The sequence below is a fragment of the Sulfobacillus thermosulfidooxidans DSM 9293 genome, from assembly GCF_900176145.1.
In the GTDB taxonomy this organism is placed as follows: Bacteria; Bacillota; Sulfobacillia; order Sulfobacillales; family Sulfobacillaceae; genus Sulfobacillus; species Sulfobacillus thermosulfidooxidans.
Genome location: NZ_FWWY01000001.1, coordinates 888,017 through 907,686 on the forward strand (window position 1 = coordinate 888,017; position 19,670 = coordinate 907,686).

The 19,670-nt window shown below is 49.2% G+C and carries 15 protein-coding genes; 4 read left to right on the top strand and 11 right to left on the bottom strand.

Going from position 1 to position 19,670, the window contains the following annotated elements; genetic code table 11:
- Window positions 1-29 precede the first annotated feature (29 nt).
- Together B8987_RS04675 and B8987_RS04680 are read right to left on the bottom strand one after the other, a co-directional pair.
- The gene (locus B8987_RS04675) at window positions 30-2,486 is read right to left on the bottom strand and encodes a UvrD-helicase domain-containing protein (protein WP_176213152.1); all 2,457 of its coding nucleotides are present in this window, start codon (window positions 2,484-2,486) and stop codon (window positions 30-32) included.
- Window positions 2,487-2,491: 5 nt separating this feature from the next.
- Window positions 2,492-4,972 (bottom strand): PD-(D/E)XK nuclease family protein, encoded by a 2,481-nt coding sequence (locus B8987_RS04680; RefSeq protein WP_020374354.1) that lies wholly within the window; start codon window positions 4,970-4,972, stop codon window positions 2,492-2,494.
- Between the two features lie 109 nt (window positions 4,973-5,081).
- On the opposite strand from B8987_RS04680, the gene B8987_RS04685 reads away from it, so the two are divergent.
- The gene (locus tag B8987_RS04685; RefSeq protein WP_242823762.1) at window positions 5,082-5,903 is read left to right on the top strand and encodes a Cof-type HAD-IIB family hydrolase; all 822 of its coding nucleotides are present in this window, start codon (window positions 5,082-5,084) and stop codon (window positions 5,901-5,903) included.
- On the opposite strand, the gene hutH is transcribed toward B8987_RS04685, so the two are convergent.
- The 6 genes from hutH to B8987_RS04715 all read right to left on the bottom strand — a co-directional run bounded on the left by hutH (window position 5,880) and on the right by B8987_RS04715 (window position 14,772).
- Complete coding sequence (gene hutH, locus B8987_RS04690) at window positions 5,880-7,403, bottom strand: histidine ammonia-lyase (protein ID WP_020374352.1); 1,524 nt, start codon at window positions 7,401-7,403, stop codon at window positions 5,880-5,882. The genes B8987_RS04685 and hutH overlap by 24 nt on opposite strands.
- Window positions 7,404-7,426: 23 nt before the next feature.
- Window positions 7,427-8,722 carry an EF-P 5-aminopentanol modification-associated protein YfmH gene (yfmH, locus tag B8987_RS04695; RefSeq protein WP_020374351.1) on the bottom strand — a complete coding sequence of 432 codons (1,296 nt, stop codon included), beginning with the start codon at window positions 8,720-8,722 and terminating at the stop codon, window positions 7,427-7,429.
- A complete protein-coding gene (yfmF, locus tag B8987_RS04700) occupies window positions 8,719-10,044 on the bottom strand; it encodes an EF-P 5-aminopentanol modification-associated protein YfmF (protein WP_020374350.1) in 1,326 nt (441 codons plus the stop codon). Before yfmF ends, yfmH begins: the two co-directional genes overlap by 4 nt.
- A gap of 126 nt (window positions 10,045-10,170) precedes the next feature.
- Window positions 10,171-11,985: an ATP-dependent zinc metalloprotease FtsH gene (gene ftsH / locus B8987_RS04705; RefSeq protein WP_020374349.1), complete on the bottom strand. Its 1,815-nt coding sequence runs from the start codon at window positions 11,983-11,985 to the stop codon at window positions 10,171-10,173.
- 329 nt (window positions 11,986-12,314) lie between these two features.
- Complete coding sequence (locus tag B8987_RS04710) at window positions 12,315-12,737, bottom strand: phosphate-starvation-inducible PsiE family protein (protein ID WP_020374348.1); 423 nt, start codon at window positions 12,735-12,737, stop codon at window positions 12,315-12,317.
- Between the two features lie 133 nt (window positions 12,738-12,870).
- Window positions 12,871-14,772, bottom strand: a complete 1,902-nt coding sequence (locus B8987_RS04715; protein ID WP_020374347.1) for an outer membrane protein assembly factor BamB family protein — start codon at window positions 14,770-14,772, stop codon at window positions 12,871-12,873.
- A 201-nt stretch (window positions 14,773-14,973) separates the two neighbouring features.
- Here B8987_RS04715 and B8987_RS04720 point away from each other — a divergent pair, with 201 nt between their 5' ends.
- On the top strand, window positions 14,974-15,840 hold the full coding sequence (locus tag B8987_RS04720) for a helix-turn-helix transcriptional regulator (protein WP_020374345.1): 867 nt from the start codon (window positions 14,974-14,976) through the stop codon (window positions 15,838-15,840).
- A 642-nt stretch (window positions 15,841-16,482) separates the two neighbouring features.
- The gene (locus B8987_RS04725) at window positions 16,483-17,049 is read left to right on the top strand and encodes a helix-turn-helix transcriptional regulator (RefSeq protein ID WP_020374344.1); all 567 of its coding nucleotides are present in this window, start codon (window positions 16,483-16,485) and stop codon (window positions 17,047-17,049) included.
- Between the two features lie 14 nt (window positions 17,050-17,063).
- On the opposite strand, the gene B8987_RS04730 is transcribed toward B8987_RS04725, so the two are convergent.
- Genes B8987_RS04730 through B8987_RS04740 form a run of 3 tightly spaced genes read right to left on the bottom strand, consistent with a single transcriptional unit; the run spans window position 17,064 to window position 19,263 of the window.
- Entirely contained in the window at window positions 17,064-17,597 is a 534-nt protein-coding gene (locus B8987_RS04730; protein ID WP_020374343.1) for a LuxR C-terminal-related transcriptional regulator, read from the bottom strand.
- Window positions 17,598-17,640: 43 nt separating this feature from the next.
- Window positions 17,641-19,014, bottom strand: a complete 1,374-nt coding sequence (locus B8987_RS04735) for a helix-turn-helix domain-containing protein (protein ID WP_020374342.1) — start codon at window positions 19,012-19,014, stop codon at window positions 17,641-17,643.
- A 57-nt stretch (window positions 19,015-19,071) separates the two neighbouring features.
- A complete protein-coding gene (locus B8987_RS04740; RefSeq protein WP_028961923.1) occupies window positions 19,072-19,263 on the bottom strand; it encodes a hypothetical protein in 192 nt (63 codons plus the stop codon).
- Window positions 19,264-19,353: 90 nt separating this feature from the next.
- Between B8987_RS04740 and tnpA the strand changes: the two genes are divergently transcribed.
- Complete coding sequence (gene tnpA, locus B8987_RS04745; protein WP_020372964.1) at window positions 19,354-19,668, top strand: IS66 family insertion sequence element accessory protein TnpA; 315 nt, start codon at window positions 19,354-19,356, stop codon at window positions 19,666-19,668.
- Window positions 19,669-19,670: the final 2 nt, after the last annotated feature.

The following is a 19,670-nucleotide window of genomic DNA, read 5'->3' on the forward strand; positions in this document are numbered from 1 at the left end:
GACAGACCTCAAGACGATATCTTCTGACTTTAACGGGTCCGTTGATATAAACTCCACGCAGCGTGATATCCGTCATCTTCTTCTGAAAAGGTATCGATCACGACAAGGTAATCGCGCGCCCGGGTTAAGGCCACATAATAAAGCCGTTCTTGTTCCGCTCGGCTTCTGTGTTGATCTTCTTCGGCTAGTTCATCCCACCAGTGGCTGCGTAAATCTCCTAATGCTAAGGCCATGCGGTCGGAAACAATACGCACACCGGGATGTTTGGCTACCATATCCCACTGCCAATTGGCCACTACCACTAATGGCCACTCCAACCCCTTACTTTTGTGTACGGTGACAATATGCACGGCATCTTGGGCTTTGGGTAGCGGTCCTTCTTCTTCTTTGTCTTGACGGCTGACTTTTCGTTGCAGCCATAAACAAAATTCATCATTACCCCACCGGTCACCCAAATCTCGAGATAAATCGGCCATCTTGGCTAAATTAGACAAGCTGGCCACATCTTGCCGCTCTGATAACACCCCAGATAAGGCACTCCATTCGTACAAGGCCCAGAACAGATCCTCTATTCGCCATTCCCACCATTTTTGATGCCAAACTTTTAGCATCTGCAAAGCCGATGTCACCACCCCATGTCCTTGGTTGGCTGCAGCGCTCAAATAATTTAAAGTCCCTCCTTGGGCTTTGTGTTGAGCCAGATCCTTCACAGACACGCCCACCCACGGGGATAATAACCAGCCTGCCGTATATAACTCTTCATAGGGATTGCGCAGGGCGGATAAAAATTGTTGGAATCCCCGAATTTCATCCCGTTCAAAAAAACGAATCCCCCCTTCGGGAGCAACCGTGATGCCTTCTTGCTGCAAAATTTCCTGGTAAATGTGTAAACCCGTGCGATGAGGCATTAATAGCGCCACATCGCCTAAGCGAATGCGGCGTCGACCACCCTCTTTTTCATCACGCACCCACACAGGATCCTCCAATACCATCTCTCGTAAATGGCGAGCAATAAGGCGCGCTTCCCATACACGCATTGCATAGGCTCCTTTTGGGGTGGGCCCCCCATCCACGATCAACCGGGTTTCTGAACTTTGGGGGTAAAACGGCATTAAAGGGCTATAAGGCGACACAAAGGGACGCAATGGATCAAATACTCGGGGCCAATTTGCCGCGAACAACTGGTTCACTGGCTCAAGAATTTCCGGAGGGGTACGGAAATTTTGCACAATGGATAAAGCAATGCCCCCTTCCTGCTCAATCTTTTGGCGTACTCGCTGGTAGATCTCAACGTCAGCCCCACGGAATCGATAAATCGACTGTTTGGGATCACCCACGACAAACAGCTTGCCTTGGGGAATCCGCGCCTCGAGCCAATGACTTTTGGGTTCCTCAGCCAACATGCGAACAATGATTTCCGCCTGGAGCGCATCGGTATCTTGAAATTCATCCACCATAATTAAGTCATAACGGTCTTTAGCACCGTGCTGTCGCAAAACATCACGGGTTTCCCATAATAAGTCATCAAAGGTCAATAATCCTAACTTCCACCGCCTGTCCTTCCAAAACGGCAAAAAGTCTTCGGCAACAAGGGCCCGCACCTCACTTAAGAGGTAATCCGCGAGCTGCTGCTTAAATAGGTCAAGGCGGGCTTTTAACCCGGCGATATAGGCTTTCTGTTCGGTTAAACGATCGGGATCCTGCCAGTTCTTTTTGGCACCTTTACCGGCACTCACCTGCCAAGTGGCTAAGGCTTTTATCCGCTGTGAAGGATCTAATCGAGCGAAGTTCTGACAAAACTGGGCAATATCGTGAATTTGTCGTAATCCCTGGTCAGACGGACTCGCGTATCTTCGTGCGATATCCTCTAATTCTTGGACCTGTGCCCTCACATCATCCATAAAATCCGTAGAAGGTTTTGTGGCCGAATACGAGGGAATGTCACTTTGCGTACTAAGGTACTGAGCCATTTCCATAAAACGTTCAAAAGGCAGACCCCAATTGAACAAATCAGCAAGGCGCCGAGCGCGGAACGGGTCGCTTTCGGTCCAATCGTAGAATGCCTCCTGGAATAATTGTTCGCTTTGATAGCTATCCATGACGCGAAAGGATAAGGGGACAGGGGCATGATGACCCTGAGACTGTAAAAAGCGCAGAGCAAATCCATGGATCGTCGTAATCTGCGATAAGGACAACTGATAAAGAGCCTGTTGCACCCGTTTCCTATAAACGGTGTCAAGAGTGCCACTGGCTAACAACTCCTCAAGCCGACGACGGACGCGTAGTTTAATTTCCGTGGCCGCTTTTTCCATAAACGTGATAAGCGCCATCCGTTCCAGACTCATGCCATGTTCCACGATGGCGGTGATCGTTCGCTCTACGAGTAAGGTAGTTTTCCCCGTTCCCGCCCCGGCTTCGACCAAAATGTTATGATAAAAATCTTGAATGATTTGATCGCGAATGTGTTGATCCACAATCTCCGGCATCGTTTTTAATCCTCCCATAATTGCCAGTACTCATCGTCAGGAGCCTTCTTACGTCGCCGAATCCCTTTAATATCCGCCGAGCATAGCTGAACATAGGCACAAATCCGGCACGGGTCATCCTGAAGCCGCGGCAAAGGAAAAAATTCGCCTTGTTTGACGCGCGAGGCGATTTGATTCACCAGTTGCAAGGCCGTATCATCTTGGGCTCCATCCAAAGACAAAAGGCGCCGAACAAATTGATTTTTGGCTGATATACCCTGCACTTGCGCCACTATCGCGCCCTCGGAAACATGGTGTCGCATACCCTCGTAATATAAGGGCAACTGCAAATTGTTGGCGGCAATCTTATCGGGATTCTTGAGGATTCCCGTCTTATAATCGGTAATCGTGATGGTCCCATCTTTTGCATAATCCACCCGGTCGAGCCGCCCTTTAACCTGCCAGGAACCTGCCTCGGTGTATAGCGTCCATTGCAGGGGGTATTCGGTATCCACAATATCCGAAGACGACGGCGCAATGAGTGGCCATACCTGCAACAAATCGCGCACAACATCGTCTTTGACGTGGCTCAGCACGGCCTGAAGCACCTTGTTTTTAGGAGGAATCCGGGCAGCGATCTCTTCAACAAATTGACGCAGACGTTGGGCGGTAATGGGTTGGTCGGACTTGACCGCAAGCTCAAGCACTTTGTGCATCCATTGTCCTTTCACGGACGGGGAAATCGTATACAAATCCTCGTCCCACGGTGATTTTAGCCCCAAAACCTGCTCGTAGAAAAAAGCTAATGGACACGTTCCGTACTGCTCGAGTGCCGTCGGTGTCACCTCATGGGGCCACAACGCTTCAGCCAGTTCTTGCCCAATCATCCCTTGATACGCATCTAAGACCTCACTATCATAGTGGCTGACATACCAGTCTCGAATCTTCGCCATATTTCTGGTAGCCGAGGAGATGGGGACTTGGTCTGGTCCATCAAATTCCTCTTCCGGTGCCAAACCCTCAGGCCACCACAACTTTTCGTCGTCGTACTGCGGCACCACCCAACAGATTTCTTGCTCGGCTGATTCAATAAGCACATGCAGCAAATGTAAATCTTGCTGGTGCGCATGATCAGGTCCCGGCAACCCATAGAGTTGGGCGAGTTCCGGAATCCATAAAGAATCTAAGACGACACCCCGGGGAAAAGTTCCTTCATGGATGGCCGCCACAATGATGGTCTTGGCAGTTAACATGCGGGCATTAAGCCCCTCGGCCCAAAGAATCCCGCTCCGGCCACCATAGGACTTTTTAAAAGGTAAGAGTTCCCATAATTCTTCGATGAGATCGACTCGCGGTGGGATGTGCCACTGATCATAAATCACCCAGTCCCGACACGCTGTGAGCGTGCGGCTTAAATCATCTATATCGTGAAAACGGGCCGCGTCATCAACCAGTTCAACCAGTTCTTGCCACAAATGAATTTGTCGCAACTGTTCACTAAAGCGGTGCACATACCCCAGTGCGTCAGAAGCACTGCGCCCGTGCTCCTCTATGACTTCGAGCCAAAGCCGTTTTGTGGCCTCATCTCCTTGGTTTTGAACCAGCCGCCAAAAAGCGGCCCATACATTCTTCGCTTGGGAGAGAACCGGATCCTTTTCGCGGAATATCACACCCCGTCTTTTTGCCAAACGCATGAGCGAAGTGGAATCCATGCCCCCCAAAACCAGCAAGAGATTTTCTCCCTGGCGACTGGCAACCTGGTCGATTATGCTGTGCAACATTAAGGTACCAGGCCTGACAGAAATGGCCGATTGACGTGGCTTTTTGGCATTCTCCGGCAACATTTCAACGATTGCCCCTTGCTCCCGCCATTTTTTAATCCAATCTTCGGCCAGGCTATTATCATAATGCGTCAACCAAGGCGTGTAGACGATGATAGAATAATGGTGCGACAAGGCATGAAGCAGTTGCCACTGGGATTCATGGGCTTCCACATAGCCATAAATCGCCAGCGAAGCCATATCCCCTGTCACCAATGGGGCCTGACTCGCATATTGATAAACTCGAAACTCATCGTAGAGAGATTCGGGCCAAATATCTTCAAGCCAGCGTAATATCAGGGGCCAGGGAATACCATCAAAGGATGGGAGGACAATTTGTCGCCTGCGCAGTTCTAAGACATGCCGGATAATATTAAGATAAATACCCGGGACTTGGTGAGGCAGTTCCTGGTGCAAATCCCGAGCAAGGAGTGAGGCCAACGCCTTTTCCATGCCAATGGGCGCAATTTTTGCCCCCTGTGGCAGCAGGGAACGGGCAAAGTCCCACAAACTTTCAATCCGTGGCATCTGGCGCATCTGGGGTACCATGGCCTTGAGCAATCCATACAAGAACTGGGCCAACGTCTCATTAGGAACCATTGTTGGCCCCGCCAAAGCCCCCTGACGATAGTCGGACAGCCACCGTTCCTGTAATTGGCGAGGGGAGCCCAAAATAACTTTAATCAATCCCGTATTCCTCCCACGCGACGTTTCGTTTTTTATACAATACGTTTTACCAGACTGAAATCCCTGCATGAAGCCATGGGTAGAAAAGAGGCGGATTACTGTGATACAGATGATTGCATGCGATTTGGATGGCACGCTGTTAAACCAAGAGATTCATGTCCAGCCTAAGGCGGCGCAGTTATTGCGTCAATTATGGCATAATGGCATTCATGTAATTATCGCCACAGGAAGAAGCTGGCGTACGGCACTCAAAGCACAACAAGAACTCGGAATTACCGGAGCCATTGTCGCGCATAACGGTGCCTATGTCTTTGATCCCTCAAAACATCCTGCCGATTTATACCGCCATGGCATTCCCCGGCCCCGGGCTCAAGAAATGTTTGAGTGGTCCTTTCGCCATCAAGCCCATATGCGGTTTTATTTAGGTTATCAACAACCTGTGTTGTTAACTCGGTTGCCTGATGATTATGACCGCTGGCAAAAGCCCAGTGATCGTTTAGTCAGTCCAGGCACTGTGATTCCCCGGCAACCTTTAGAAATTTTGCTGCTGGGACAGAAGAGCGTTGATCAATTTATTCAAGACTTTGGTCTGATTGGCCCCGATTATGAATTGACCATTTTCGATCATGGCCACTACCGAGAGGTCAACATCTGCGCTCCTGGTGTCACCAAAGCGGAAGGATTAGAAAAGCTGGCCCATCACTACCATATTGCCCGCCAAAACATTTTAGCCATTGGCGACGGGCTAAATGATGTCCCTATGCTGAAGTGGGCCGGTATCGGCATCGCGGTGGGTCAGGGATTACCAGAATGCCACCTGGTGGCCGATTACGTCACCCCCACAGGCAGCGATGACCCTGTCACCGCCGCGATTTTATGGGCTGAACAACAAGGCTTGTTAGGCCCTTTAAGCCATCAACAGGTTTTCTAACCAGTTGATCGTATCGGATGCTAAGAGGGCCTCGGCAATGCGCTCAATATCCGGAGCCAGCGGACGGTCAGCTTCTAAAGGCGGGACTAACTGCCGAATCCATTGGTAAACCGCATGCGTTCTCGGGGCCATATGCTCGGGCCCAAGTAAATCACACGCTTGGGCCCCGCATAACAGTTCAATACTTAACACATAGCGCAAATTATTCACCACCATGAGCGCCTTACGCCCCGCAGTGGTTCCCATGGAGACATGATCTTCCTGATTTGCAGAGGTGGGAATGGAATCCACACTCGACGGATGGGCCCACACTTTGTTTTCGGAAACCAAACTGGCCGCGGTATATTGTGCCAGCATCAACCCAGAAAATACGCCGCCATGCCGTGTTAAAAACGGCGGCAATCCTGATAGGGCCGGGTTTACCATGCGTTCAATTCGCCGTTCGCTAATATTCGCCCATTCCGCTGCTAAAATGGCTAAATAGTCTAAAACCAGAGCGAGAGGTTCCCCATGAAAATTCCCTGCCGATATCACCAACTCTTCCTCAGGAAATAATAAGGGATTGTCCGTGGCGCTGTTGATTTCGCGAGAGAGGACCTCTTGAACGTGCCCTAAAGCGTCAAGACAAGCCCCGTGTACCTGGGGGGTAGCGCGCAAGGAATAAGCATCTTGCATCCGCAATTCGCCTGGTTCTGTGACCAGGTGACTGCCTTCTAACATGGTCCGCAAGTGCTGTTGCACAATGCGCTGCCCTGGATGAGGCCGCACAAGAGCCACTTGGGGATGAAATGCCATGGGAATGCCGCGTAAAGCCTCGATGCTTAATGAGGCTGCGACATCCGCCCACAGGCCCAGGAATTTCGCTTGAGTACTTGCGCTAACGCCCAAAGATCCCATGGCTTGTGTGCCGTTAATGAGGGCCAGCCCTTCTTTCGCTTCGAGAATGACGGGCTCAAGCCCCACGCTCTTAAGTGCCTGACCTCCGGGTATTTTCGGCCCTCCATGAACCTGGGCCCAGCCTTCCCCAATGAGGACAAGAGCCAGATGAGCCAGGGGGGCTAAATCTCCGCTGGCCCCGACTGAACCTTGGGACGGAATAACGGGAACCACGCCACGATTAAGCATGTCAATGACCAAGCGGACGACTGATTCACGAATGCCTGAATAACCTTTCGCCAAAGCATTGGCGCGAAGAACCATCATGCCTCGAACAATCTCTTCGCCAAACGGTTCCCCCACCCCCGCGCTGTGACTGCGCAACAAATTGATTTGTAATTCTTGGCGTTTGTCTTCGGGGATGAGCACATCGCTAAATCGTCCAAACCCCGTCGTGACGCCGTAAACACTTTTTCCTTCAGCTAAGTAACGCGTTACCATAGCACGGGAGGCCGCCATTTTGTTGGCGGCCTCCTCGCTCAATGCTACGGGATAGTGATCATGGGCGACATGATATGCTTGTTCAATGTCTAAATCGTCACCAGTCAGGATAACTGTTTCCATCGTCTAGTCTCCTTTTTTCCTGATCATGATGAAATGGGTTTGATGACGGAACTGGCTCGTTCTGACTCTTGGAGATGAACTTGCCGAGCCTGTTCAATATCGTCCAAACCAATCGATAAAATGGTATCAACATAATCAAAAATATCGATTTGCCGGAAAAACAGATGGTTAAATGCATAAGCCAATTCTTCGGGGTTTTGAAACAGGGCAATGAATTCCCCGAGTTCGCGCTTTTTAGCCCGGGCCAAATCCTCTTCGCGCAAGGGAGCATGCTGAAGCCCATCCACCAGCTGTGCTTCTAACGCCTTGGGATCGGGTGTTTCTCCGCCCACCGTGCTAAAGCCAAAGGTCGTGGACGCTCCATAGCGGGCATAGAACCGGTCATTGATCAGTCCCTGCTGATAGAGATGTTGAAACAATGGGGAACTCTTGCCGCACAGCATTTGCCACATCAATCCGTAAGTTATTTCATGGCGCAGTAATTCCCGTCCTACCAAACCCGTTTGGGTATCTTTATAACCCATGACGAATAAGGGCATGGATACCACCATCTCTTGTTCCCGGTGCTTTTCGTTAACCCTGTGGGGTTCATCCGGATAAATCCGTGTGATTGGCGACTGGTTCCCATACGCCTTGGCTTTTTGATTTTCCCACGTGTAATCGAACACCCTTTGCGGATCGATGTCGCCTATCACAAGCAATACCATGTTACTGGGGTGGTAAAATGTCCGGTAGCACGTATACAAATCTTCCGGGGTAATGGTTCGAATCGATTCCACAGTCCCAGCAATATCAATGCGCACGGGATGGTTCACATATAAGGCCTTCATCAAGTTGGAATGGAGCCGGTCCCCTGGCATATCTAAGTACATGCGAATCTCTTGCTCGATAATCCCCTTTTCTTTTTCGACGTTAGCGTCCGTAAAATAAGGTTCCTGGACAAAATCCAAGAGGATTCCTAAATTGTCCAGCACATGGCTCGTCGTTTGAAAAAGAAAAGTGGTTGACGTGTAATCCGTATACGCATTCGATGAGGCGCCAAGTCGCGCGAAATCATCAAACGCGTCGCCGCCGCCTTTCTTCTCAAACATTTTATGTTCCAGAAAGTGAGCAATCCCGTCCGGCACCTCCACAACCTGGCCGGTTTTGGGATCACGGAACGCATTGTCAATGGATCCATAATGGGTGGCGAAGGTGGCAAAGGTTTTCTTAAACCCGGGTCGTGGAAAAACAACCACGGTGAGCCCTGAGGGCAAGACAAGGCGACTTAACTGTTCGCCGATCGCTTCATTTTCAATGAGTTGAGCCTCGTGCGTCATGGGGTTGTGGCCTCCGTCCCTGTAGCAGTTTCATCACTATCACGTGTTAAAAAGAACACCGTATCCAAACGCACATGCTGCGCCACTTCTTGTACCTGATCCCGGGTGACTTGATGTAGTGCGTCTTTGAGCGCTTCTCCCATGAGGCCACCTCCAACCAACAAATGTTCCAGTTGGCGTGAGATGATTTGACTGGGGTTGTCTTCTTCCGACAAGATATCGTTATCAAAAGCTCTCAAGGTAAATTCCCATTCTTGATCGCTAATATCTCCTTGCTTCATGGCCTCCAGTTGTTGGGCAATAATCTTGACCGCGGCGTCAAAATCCTCAAATTCAATCCCGGCGCCGATTAACATATATCCCAGTGCGGCATCCAGCCGCGCGTAGGCATAATACGCCAAGCTTGCCCGCTCACGCACATTCAAAAAGAGTTTGGAATGGGGAAATCCCCCCAAAATCCCTGCATACATCATTAAAGCCGGATAGCGGGCATTATCAAGCGTAATACCGGTGTAATATCCCATGTTGATTTTACCCTGCCGAATATCTTGGCGTTCAATCAAGGTACGGTCATGATAATGGGGGGTATAAGGATCAATGCGCTGCAATTCGTGTCGGGGATCTTCATGTTGGTAATGCTGCATAAACTGCTCGATCCGCACGGGATCAATATCTCCCACAGCAAACAGGATGATGGGGTGAGTCTGATGAACCTTTCGATAATATTCATACAGGGTATGAGGGGTAATCCGTTCCAAGTCCTCCACCCGACCCAGTTTTCTTAGGCCAAACCGACGCCCGTCCGCCATCGCCTCAATCAAGCGGGTCACGGCATATTGTCCCTTATCGTTAATTAATCCTTGAATCCGCCGTTTCAACAAATCTTTCTCTTGCTGAACGATGGCTTCGTGAAAAGCGTGGTCATGAACGAGTGGATGATCTAAAACCTCTTGCAGAAAGTCTAGACCCAAATTTAGTGTATCGGGATGGCCAGGTAGATAGCGGCCATTGACAATTTCTAAATGGAAAGAAATGAGCTGTTTGTCTCCAATTTTTCCTACATCAGCCCGAAAGGAGGCCCCATACATATCTTCCAAGGTCTGCTCCATTTGCATATACGTGGGCCACTTTTGCGTTCCCCGTTGTAGGACATGCGGTAACAACGCACCAAAAGCTGCCTCATCCGCAGTCAATTCATTGATGATAAATGCATGAAGGGTAATGGTTTTAAACCGAGGCGTTGAAAAACAATACCACCCACTTCCTTGGTGAATCTGCCCCACAAATCCTTCATCTTTGGCGGTAACGGACAAACCATCCACTCCTTTCCCCTACTTGCCTTGCTTTATGTACGCTTAACTTCTGCATTTTAGTCAGAGGTTGCTGACTCATAACATAAGAATAGCCCGAAAGCACGGGAAATACTCGCGTGCTTTCGGGCCGCTAAATTAGATGGCCACTTCACGACCATGCACAATCGCCTGCAATTCATCCGCCAACAAGGTTTCTTTCTCCATTAAGGTTAAAGCTAAGCGATTTAAAGTCGTTCGGTGTGTCATCAAAATGTGTTTAGCTCGTTGATACTGTTCCATAACAATTTGGCGGACTTCACGGTCAATCGCCGACGCGACATCTTCACTGTAGTCGCGGTCCCGCGCCAAATCGCGTCCTAGGAAAATTTGGTCTTGTTTTTGCCCATAAGTCATGGGGCCCAATTCCTCGGACATGCCATATTCGGTAATCATCTGCCGAACCATGGACGTTGATTTTTCCAAGTCGTTTTGTGCCCCCGTGGAAATTTCCCCGAAAACCAGCTCTTCCGCTGCACGACCTCCTAGGGCCATCGCCACTTGATCAAGAATTTGTGATTTGGTGACTAAATAACGATCTTCATCCGGCAACGGCAAGGTATATCCCATCGCCATGCCCCGGGGAATAATGGTCACTTTGTGTACAGGATCGCCATGAGGCACGAGCATTCCCACTAATGTGTGCCCTGATTCGTGAAAAGCCACGGCCTTCTTTTCTTTTTCCGAGATCACCCGGCTCTTTTTCTGCGGCCCCGCCATAATCCGCTCGGCCGCCTCTTCGAAGTCAGACATGTGAATGGCCTTTTCTCGGCGCCTTGCGGCAAGCAATGCCGCTTCATTCGCCAAGTTCGCCAAGTCCGCTCCCGTGTAGCCCGGCGTTCTCTTCGCGATCACGGCGAGATCGACATCCTCAGCAAGGGGCTTACCCCGGGTATGCACTTTCAAAATGGCCTCCCGTCCCCGCACATCGGGCCTGTGCACAATCACTTGACGGTCAAATCGTCCTGGACGTAACAATGCGGGATCTAACACATCAGGACGGTTCGTGGCAGCAATCACAATAATGCCTTCATTGACGCCGAAGCCATCCATTTCAACCAATAATTGATTGAGTGTCTGCTCGCGTTCATCATGTCCGCCCCCATATCCGGCGCCACGCATCCGGCCAACAGCGTCGATTTCGTCAATAAATAGGATACAGGGAGCATTCTTCTTGGCTTGGTCAAATAAATCACGGACTCGCGATGCTCCCACACCAACAAACATTTCAACGAAATCCGAACCACTATCCGAGAAAAACGGTACACCAGCTTCTCCCGCTACTGCTTTCGCCAGTAACGTTTTACCTGTCCCAGGCGCGCCAGATAGTAAAATGCCTTTGGGAATCCGCGCACCGAGTTCCAAATACTTCTTGGGGTACCGGAGGAAATCAACCACTTCTTGTAATTCCTGTTTTTCTTCATCCACACCGGCCACATCAGCAAACGTCACGCGATTGGTATCGTCCGTGTGTAGTCTCGCACGCGACTTACCAAATTGCATGACCCGGTTGCCTCCCCCTTGGGTTTGGTTGAACACAAAATAAAGCATAAAGACGATCACCAACAAGGGAAGGATGTTACCTATTAAACTCAGCCACAACGATGTCGTTGCAGGCTTCATGATATTGACGGTGACATGATCATTAGTGAGATCATTGGCAAGCGATGCCGTTCCACCTGTCGCATAGGTCGTTTGGAAATGCTTACCGGTTGTTGTCGTCGCATAGACAGTATGCGTTTGGGGATCGATGCGGACCCTTTGAACTTGCCCACTATTGGCCATGGATAACAGGCGACTGTATGATTCCTGAGTCGTTGTGGACGTCTGCCCGCTCATTAGTTCCCATAACGTCACAATAAAGAGCACTGACAAAATGAGCGTCAGAACTCCTCGTAGCCATCGATTTGTCACGAAACGGCCTCCTCTCGCTCACAGGCGTTAAAACTTCGTTTAGGCCAAGTTGCGTTATTATACCATATTATTATATTCCTTCTGGCAAAGAGAAATCCTCTATGTAATGATGACGTCTGAAAATTGCAATCATCATAGCACAATTCTGGGCCCATCCCTAAGCACTAGGAAAAAATCAGGGGTTCTCGTGCTATTCCCTGCCCGGATTCTTGTTGCGCATAATCGCACATCACGTTCTCATTGCTGTGAAAAAATGGATCCCCCGATTCGTAAACACTTTTTCATATAGTTCGTGCGGTAAGACCAGTTCATACTAATGAACGAACCTCTTAATCGGCATTTTGCGGAGGAATTTGCGCTAACAAAAAGGAGAGTGCAAGAATTCCCAAAAGCGTAGCACCGGCATTCCACGACGCCAACGACATCGTCGACGCCAATACCACTCCGTGACGTAACACCGCAATGAAAATGAGAGCCAACAACGGCCGCAATGGCAAGTGATGATTTTGCAATGTTAAGGCGACCGTATGAAGAAGTTCCGCAAGCATTAACAATAACAGTAGGGGATCTAAGGCGGACAACATCGCCGCATAAGACGGCGCGAACCATAAGATTTTAAGAATTCCCGCCACGACGCGAATCGATAGGGCTAATACACATAACACGGTGAGAAAATAAACGCCGTCAGCGCCCCAAATAATTAAGCGATTGACCACATGGCGAATGGGCGATGTTAAGGACTCGGGTTCCATCGAATCACCTCATCACGAGTCTATGCAACAAAACTGTGGAACAGCCCCTTTACCGCAGCATCGTGCCTAACGCATAAAAAAGAACAGGAGAGACAGTCCTCCTGGTTCTTTTTTCTTTCTGAACATATAGGAATTACTCGTAACGAATCGTGACGGCAGGATCAATGGTTTTAAGCGGAATCGCCTGGACCCAGTCATAGGAGTTGTCCAAATACATCGTTCCGCCCACGATCACCGGATTCACAATCCCAAATCGGCCACCTGGAGCATAGGAACCCAGTTCTTGTCCCGTTTGAGGATTCAGCGCGTAAACTTTTGGTCCTGCTGCGACCCACAACACCCCATCGGCGTAGACAGGATTCCCGCGTCCGGCTCCGGCCGGCCCTGCATTTTTGATAGGAAACGTCCACAAAATTTTTCCGTTGGCTTCATTTAACGCATAAATCGTTGAGGTAACAGGTGAGCCCACATACACAACACCGTTATGAATCATGCTGACACCCGCTTTATAGGCGGGAGGCGCATTCCCTCTGCCCAAGTCCGTGGCCCAAAGAACTTGACCCGTTGCCGCATTCATCGCATAAATGGCAAGGTTCGTCGTGTGATTCGCTTTATTAAAATTGACGACCGAATCTTGAATGATGAGATTTCTTGCCTGGTCTACCGTCGGGGAATTGTCTCCCATACCCGTATTGAAAATGTTTAGCGCGGTTTTCTGCGTCCACAAAATCGACCCGTTCGCCGCATTGACGGCCACCACGTGATTTTGATCAGACGTCCCGACAACAATTTCGGTTTGATGAGTAACAGGATTTGTGTAGACATTCGGACTCGACATACTGTCAAACCCCTGTAATGCGGCTTGCCATTTGACAGTCCCCGTCAGCGCATTAAAGGCCCACAAATGCCCCCCACCCGTTGCCACATAGACTGTACCGTTGTAATATACCGGCGACGGCATGGCGTTACCATGAAAATCTTGCCGCCATACCATCCGCCCGGTTTTAGCGTTAAATGCATAAATGGCCGAATACATGAGACCCCGGACCAAAGTCGAGGTGCCTTGCGACAACTCGTATTTCAATACTTGCGAGAATGGGAAGCCGGTATCGCCTGCAGTCACATACACCATATTGTCCGCGACAATGGGATTGCCCATAAGATTGTTGGCCAGTTGGCCGGTTTGCCATAGCAAAGCACCGGTTTTAGCGTTTAACGCATAGAGATGGTAATCATCGGACTCCGCATAAATTATGCCGTTGACCGCGCTGACCCCCACCGCATTTCCAAGATTCTGCGTCATTTTCACGGGAGCACCGCGTTCCCCTAAGTTGGCCAAATCGGGAAAGGGTGCATTCAAGGGGACGGCAGCATCCTCGGCAAAATTCCACCGCACTCCGACTTTTTCCCATTGAGGAGCCGATTTCGGAATCTTGAAGGCCGAGTTATGAGAAGGTCCATAAGCATACACTGGCCAATTTTGAAGAAATCCTGCGGTATCCGGTTTCAACGGCAGTGCAGGAGCCACTTGAGCGATGACTTCGCTCACCAAATGCGCTCCCTGTCCCGCTAAACGTTGCACCTGGTAACCTTGGGCCTTAAGTTCCGCGATAATGGCTGAGCTGATTTGTTGGGAATTGCCGAGAACATAAATCATGGGCTTACCAGGCGGCAATTGAAACGGCTGCACTGTCCCCGCGGGAGCAACTTCTGGAACACTCAGCGCCGCCAAAGCTTCTGCTGTTGCTTGACCAAGCACATGAGCATTTTGGACCAGCAATAAGGCGCCTGATAATTTGGTAGCGAGCGCTTGTCCCAAAGCAATTCCCTCACTGTCGCTGGGAGAACACAAGACCACCGTCTTGGTCCCACTGGGAAAGAGCCGAATGGCCATTTGCCCTGTAGCTTTGGCTGTTAAGCCTTCTTGTGCCTTCTGATTATCGGCCAAGGCCCTGGATCCGGTCCCCAAAGCCATCAATCCAAGACTCATCATCCCAACAACGCCAACAATCATCATGCTTGTTTTTTTCAACATGCTCACCTCTTTTTTAGTGGGTGTATTGCTATCCCACTGTATAAAGAGGGATTTCTTGGATACTATTGGACATTGTCTTATTTTTTTCTAAGACAGTTCAAAACATTGAAATTCTTCACATTTCCTATGATAATGATAAAGGACTATAACTTTATGGACGGACTTGAGATTTTTGTTAAAGAGAAAGAGGATTGACAATTCATGTATTACAGTCTCGATCCCCCGAAGGTCCTTATCGGTTTACGATTTACGGTTCCCATCTTATGTTTTGCGGAATTAATTAATCTATCGCGGGACATTTGGCCAGCCATCGGTATTGGTACACTGGCATTAATTGATGTTCTCTGGTGTATATGGCAACTTCACCGCAGTACAGCAATCGTCAATTCTTGTGTTCGGGATATTCTATATGCTTTGGCCTTCTATATTCTCTATCTCTCCAGTCCCAATGTCCCCGGTCTAATTCTGGCTCCCATCGCCATCGCAGAAGGGGCCTATTGGTTTGCAACATTCAATATCCAACTCGTCGGCGCAGGCTTTCTCTTGATTGGATTCCGTATGTGGTCTTTACATCACTTAATGCATACTTTTCCCCATCCGAACTGGCCTATTATCATGACGCTACTTCTCGTCATATCCAGTCTTTTTGGCTATCTCATCCGTCAGCTCAGTGAAAGTCATAGAAAACTTCAACACCTATACGACAACAGTCTCATAGCAATAAACGAATTTGTGAGCACCCTAGATGCACATGTGGATCAGTCCTTAACCCCGGATCTGCTTACCGGTGATGCGCACCTTGTCAAAGAACGTTCACACGATCTCGCTCTCGCCCTGAAGCAAGAACTAGCACCCCCCATAACCGTGCCTTCTGTATTAACACCGCGTGAACAGGAAGTATTAAACTTGATGGCGCAAGATTATTCTTACCGCACAATTGCGCATCTTCTTCATGTCAGTCCCGGGACGGTACGAGCCCATGTGGCCAGCATTTACCGCAAGGCTGATGCTCATAATAAAGAAGAAGCATTAACTTGGGCCAAACACTGCGGATTAATTCCTTCTTGATTTTCATCATAACCTTATTCATCACGAACATGGCGGTCGTTATCTTCCGGGTCATTAACCTTTTAAGTGGTGTCACCCTGTTTCAGAACCCAGTCGTTCGGAAGAAGACCCCGGTAGAGCTATGCCTCTGTTGTTTGGACAGGACAATTCCTTGGTGTTACGACGGCAATGGGTCGTGATAGAAAGGCTACTTTCTAACTAAGCCGTTAACCCTCATCTTTCCTCATCTTTATAAGCGTTGTGCCACCGACATCCTCTACGTTAGGGCACGAAAAACTCACGATAGAGTCTTAAGCACTTGAGAATCGATAATCCTTCTGGCCAAGATTAAAGCCATAAAGGAGGTTATACCGCGTGAACAATAAACGCCCTTTTATGGATCGCTTAAGCATGAGATGAAAATCTCTCGAGCCAGATATCGAGAAAGCTTAAGTTATAATTCTAGTTATAAAACTATAGAAAATGTAGTACGATAGACATCGGTATCCACGTTCCACTTGGAAAGGCGGCCCTCTCTGCAAGTTACCTGGTTTCTTCGAAGGAATGGAAATGCGACGCTTACAGAACGTAAACTGCAAAAGTATCTATTACCGGTCCGCAAAAGAATATCGGCTGAAAGAGACCTAGGCAGGAGGTTTGAGCATGATTTGGAGTAATGGAGCCTGCTTTGTGGTGAACAGTCAGTTTGCTATTGAGCATTGGAATGACAGTCTGAGTCAATTTACAGGGATGACGGAAAGTGAAGTATTACACCGGCCTTGTCATGAGGTATTTGCTGCGCAGTTGTTTACTGGCATGGATTTTTGCCAGAAATCCTGTCCTCTCGTAACAGAAGCCGGACATACGGCCGATCAACCCATGTTCGTGATCATCCCGACGCGTTATATGGGACAGCAATTAGTACAAATCCACTTTGCCATCTGGGATGATCCGTTAACCATCATTCACTGGATCCAACCGGTCAATCGCGATTTTAAACCGGCGAACCCCTTAACCCCTCGTCAACAGCAAATCTTTACATTATTAGCTCAAGGACTAACGCGCCGAGAAATTGCTCAACATTTAAACATCTCGTTAAGCACTGTTAACACGCATATTCGACGAGTATGTGAGATGTGGGAGGCACCAACAGAACGCCATGCACTGACACGATTTATGCGGATGCAGGGAAGCAACCCTGACAACTCTTTCCCTTCGTCTTCATCTTAATGTGTCGGAATATTCTAATGTTGATCTTGATTCCAATACCACGTGACCAAATGTCGGTCCGATGCACAAGATAACGTGCGCCGAATGCGCTTAAGTTGTGTGGTCACCGTACTTAACGCAATATGGTTTTGTTCCGCAATTTGACGGTGAGTAAGACCCATAGCCAATCCTTGAACTAATTGCAGCTGGTTTTTGGTGAGTGTCCGCGAAGATTTATTCGGATCATGGAGAGGACGCACAAAATGCAAAATTCCCTTGGGGTTGTCTAAGATGACATAATGCACCCGAACAATTTGACGCGGGTTATGAGGATTATTCAAAATCATGACCGGATTAATGGTCAATGCATGGCGGCTCGCAGTGGTCAGCGGGCATACCGGCCGGCAAAAAGACGATCCGTCAAGATTATGACCATCCACCATGTCAAAACACGACTTACCAACAACGTCCTCCACACTGTGCCCCATCCATTCTGCTACAGTGCTGTCACACGCCGTGATTTGCCAGTTTTCATCGACCATAAAATGCGGAATATTGCTTTTAATCACTGAAAGCCCTGCCTTTTTTAATCACTATATTCTTTATAATGTATCATATTCTCGTAAATTCGTCTGGCACCGGTTCAATCCAATGAGTCGTCCATCCTAATGTGTCGGTCATCATATGCATCCGCACTTTCGGACCCAAAGGATGTTGCCAGTGCACAATAGGCGGCTCATCGCCTAATGGTCCCGGTTTTACCGGACACGTTTTGCCACAGTAAGGTTGACCCGGCTCCAAATAGGTATGGACGATGTCAGAACACGGGTGCCCTTCACTGTCTTTTGGATGAATTCCAGTGATCCTCGTCAGATTTTTACCCCAGTGGCGGATCCTTCCCGCCGGATCCACAACAAAACATAAACTGTTACTCGAAAACCGTCGCCTCCCGCCCCACTTGATGGACGCATGGGCATAGACGTGCGCAGTGTGCTTCTTATGGCTGGCGAATAATGCCTTGAACGCTTGACGGCGTTTCCCTGTAAGTGTAGCCCATTTCCAATAAACGTCCCAGGGAATCGCAATTTTAGCATTTTCATAGGTCTCAACCATCAAGGGAGAGAGGTCAAGCGCTTTAGCAACATCTTCTTGGGATAATCCCCTCTCCAATCGCCAGGCCTTAAGTTGTCTGGCTTGGGCTTGACTGGTTGCTGTTCGACTAATGAATGATTGCGGCAAATTCAATTCTGTTGCTAAATTCTCGAGACTCCCATAATGATGAATGACAGCATGAGAAAGTCTTGGATGGTAGCGAAATGCTTCGTTAAGTGAGAAACCATGAATAAAGTAATCATAAATTAAGCGCTTGACCCGTTCGCTATTCCACTTCATCTCCATATTGCTAGTCTGTAGCGCGCTTTGGACCGCAGCTTCCCATGATCCAAAATGCTCACAGGCTGCGCGATACAGAGCTCGGTTCCAAAAGCGAATCGAGCGATCCGATAAATCTGCACCGGAGTTTTTGGCATCAATAATAAGCATTTTAACCCGCTCAGCACTCCAAGGGACAGAGAACCGCACGGCGTCAGCATTGACGCCGGCGGCTTCTAAAGCCTTGGCCCATGAACCAAAATAATATCCTGCTGCCGAAACCAACCGGTTATCAATCTTCTGCATTTGATGTGCCGCAAGATGACTGCCTTGATCACGGTATTGCTGAATGCGTGTGATGATAATCTCCCGGGACCACGTCCCAGCTCGCGCCCGCGATCTCGGGGACACCGGGGAATCCACCGATATTCCTGCCTCGTTTAAAGCTTCTTTCCACCCGCCAAAATGACGTTTGGCCGCTTGCCACAGCCCTTCATCCTCTTGGCGCACCGCGAAAGAGTTCATCGGGCGGTTGTGCCTAGCACGGTCTTTGATAGCGTTCACAATATTTTCTTTGGTCCATTTCCGTTTCGGGACACAAAGTTTTTCGTCCACTATGGATTCTCCTTACATCCAACACGTTCGGCTTGAAACCTAATACCGCTTCCTCGGTCAACGGGATTTACGTTGGCTCTTTGACCCTTCTCCCCGGTCTCGGTCAATATCCAAAGCCACCTTGCGAAGAGACAGCAATAAAAAGGACATCACCAGAATTTGAAAGATCCACCACATGGGATCCCACCAGTGGGATATTCCCGGGCTAAAAGGAATTTTTAAGGGCAATGTAGGAAAAAAGTTATTCATTGACTCTCCGTAAGCGTCAAATAATCCCCACCTTCTGATTTTGGGGACATTGATCCATAATTCCCCCAAAATAGGATGAGGTGATGGGTCATGACACACGAGGAACACGAAGCGTTACAGGAAGTTTGGGCAGAACGGGTAGCGGACTTTCAGGCGAGTGGTCAAACGCGGCCGCAATGGGCCGCAGCCCATGGAGTGACCGTTCATCAATTAGCGTATTGGCTCCGCAAATTCCGGGCAGCGACTCAGCATGCCGCACCACCCGCTTGGGTGGCGTGGCCGTCGCCAACGGCGACGAACCCGGGGGCCACATTGATCGTCCGCATCGGTCCGGCAGAAATTCGGGTCGGTCCCGATTTCGATCCGCCCTTGTTTCAAGCGGTTGTCCGGGCTCTGTCGTCATGATT

What these genes read in the sequence shown, in the direction of transcription:
- B8987_RS04675 (WP_176213152.1), bottom strand. Translation starts at nt 2,486, where the DNA reads ATGCCGGAGATTGTGGATCAACACATTCGCGATCAAATCATTCAAGAT.
- B8987_RS04685 (WP_242823762.1), top strand. Translation starts at nt 5,082, where the DNA reads ATGATTGCATGCGATTTGGATGGCACGCTGTTAAACCAAGAGATTCAT.
- hutH (WP_020374352.1), bottom strand. Translation starts at nt 7,403, where the DNA reads ATGGAAACAGTTATCCTGACTGGTGACGATTTAGACATTGAACAAGCA.
- yfmH (WP_020374351.1), bottom strand. Translation starts at nt 8,722, where the DNA reads ATGACGCACGAGGCTCAACTCATTGAAAATGAAGCGATCGGCGAACAG.
- B8987_RS04710 (WP_020374348.1), bottom strand. Translation starts at nt 12,737, where the DNA reads ATGGAACCCGAGTCCTTAACATCGCCCATTCGCCATGTGGTCAATCGC.
- B8987_RS04715 (WP_020374347.1), bottom strand. Translation starts at nt 14,772, where the DNA reads ATGTTGAAAAAAACAAGCATGATGATTGTTGGCGTTGTTGGGATGATG.
- B8987_RS04720 (WP_020374345.1), top strand. Translation starts at nt 14,974, where the DNA reads ATGTATTACAGTCTCGATCCCCCGAAGGTCCTTATCGGTTTACGATTT.
- B8987_RS04725 (WP_020374344.1), top strand. Translation starts at nt 16,483, where the DNA reads ATGATTTGGAGTAATGGAGCCTGCTTTGTGGTGAACAGTCAGTTTGCT.
- B8987_RS04740 (WP_028961923.1), bottom strand. Translation starts at nt 19,263, where the DNA reads ATGAATAACTTTTTTCCTACATTGCCCTTAAAAATTCCTTTTAGCCCG.
- tnpA (WP_020372964.1), top strand. Translation starts at nt 19,354, where the DNA reads ATGACACACGAGGAACACGAAGCGTTACAGGAAGTTTGGGCAGAACGG.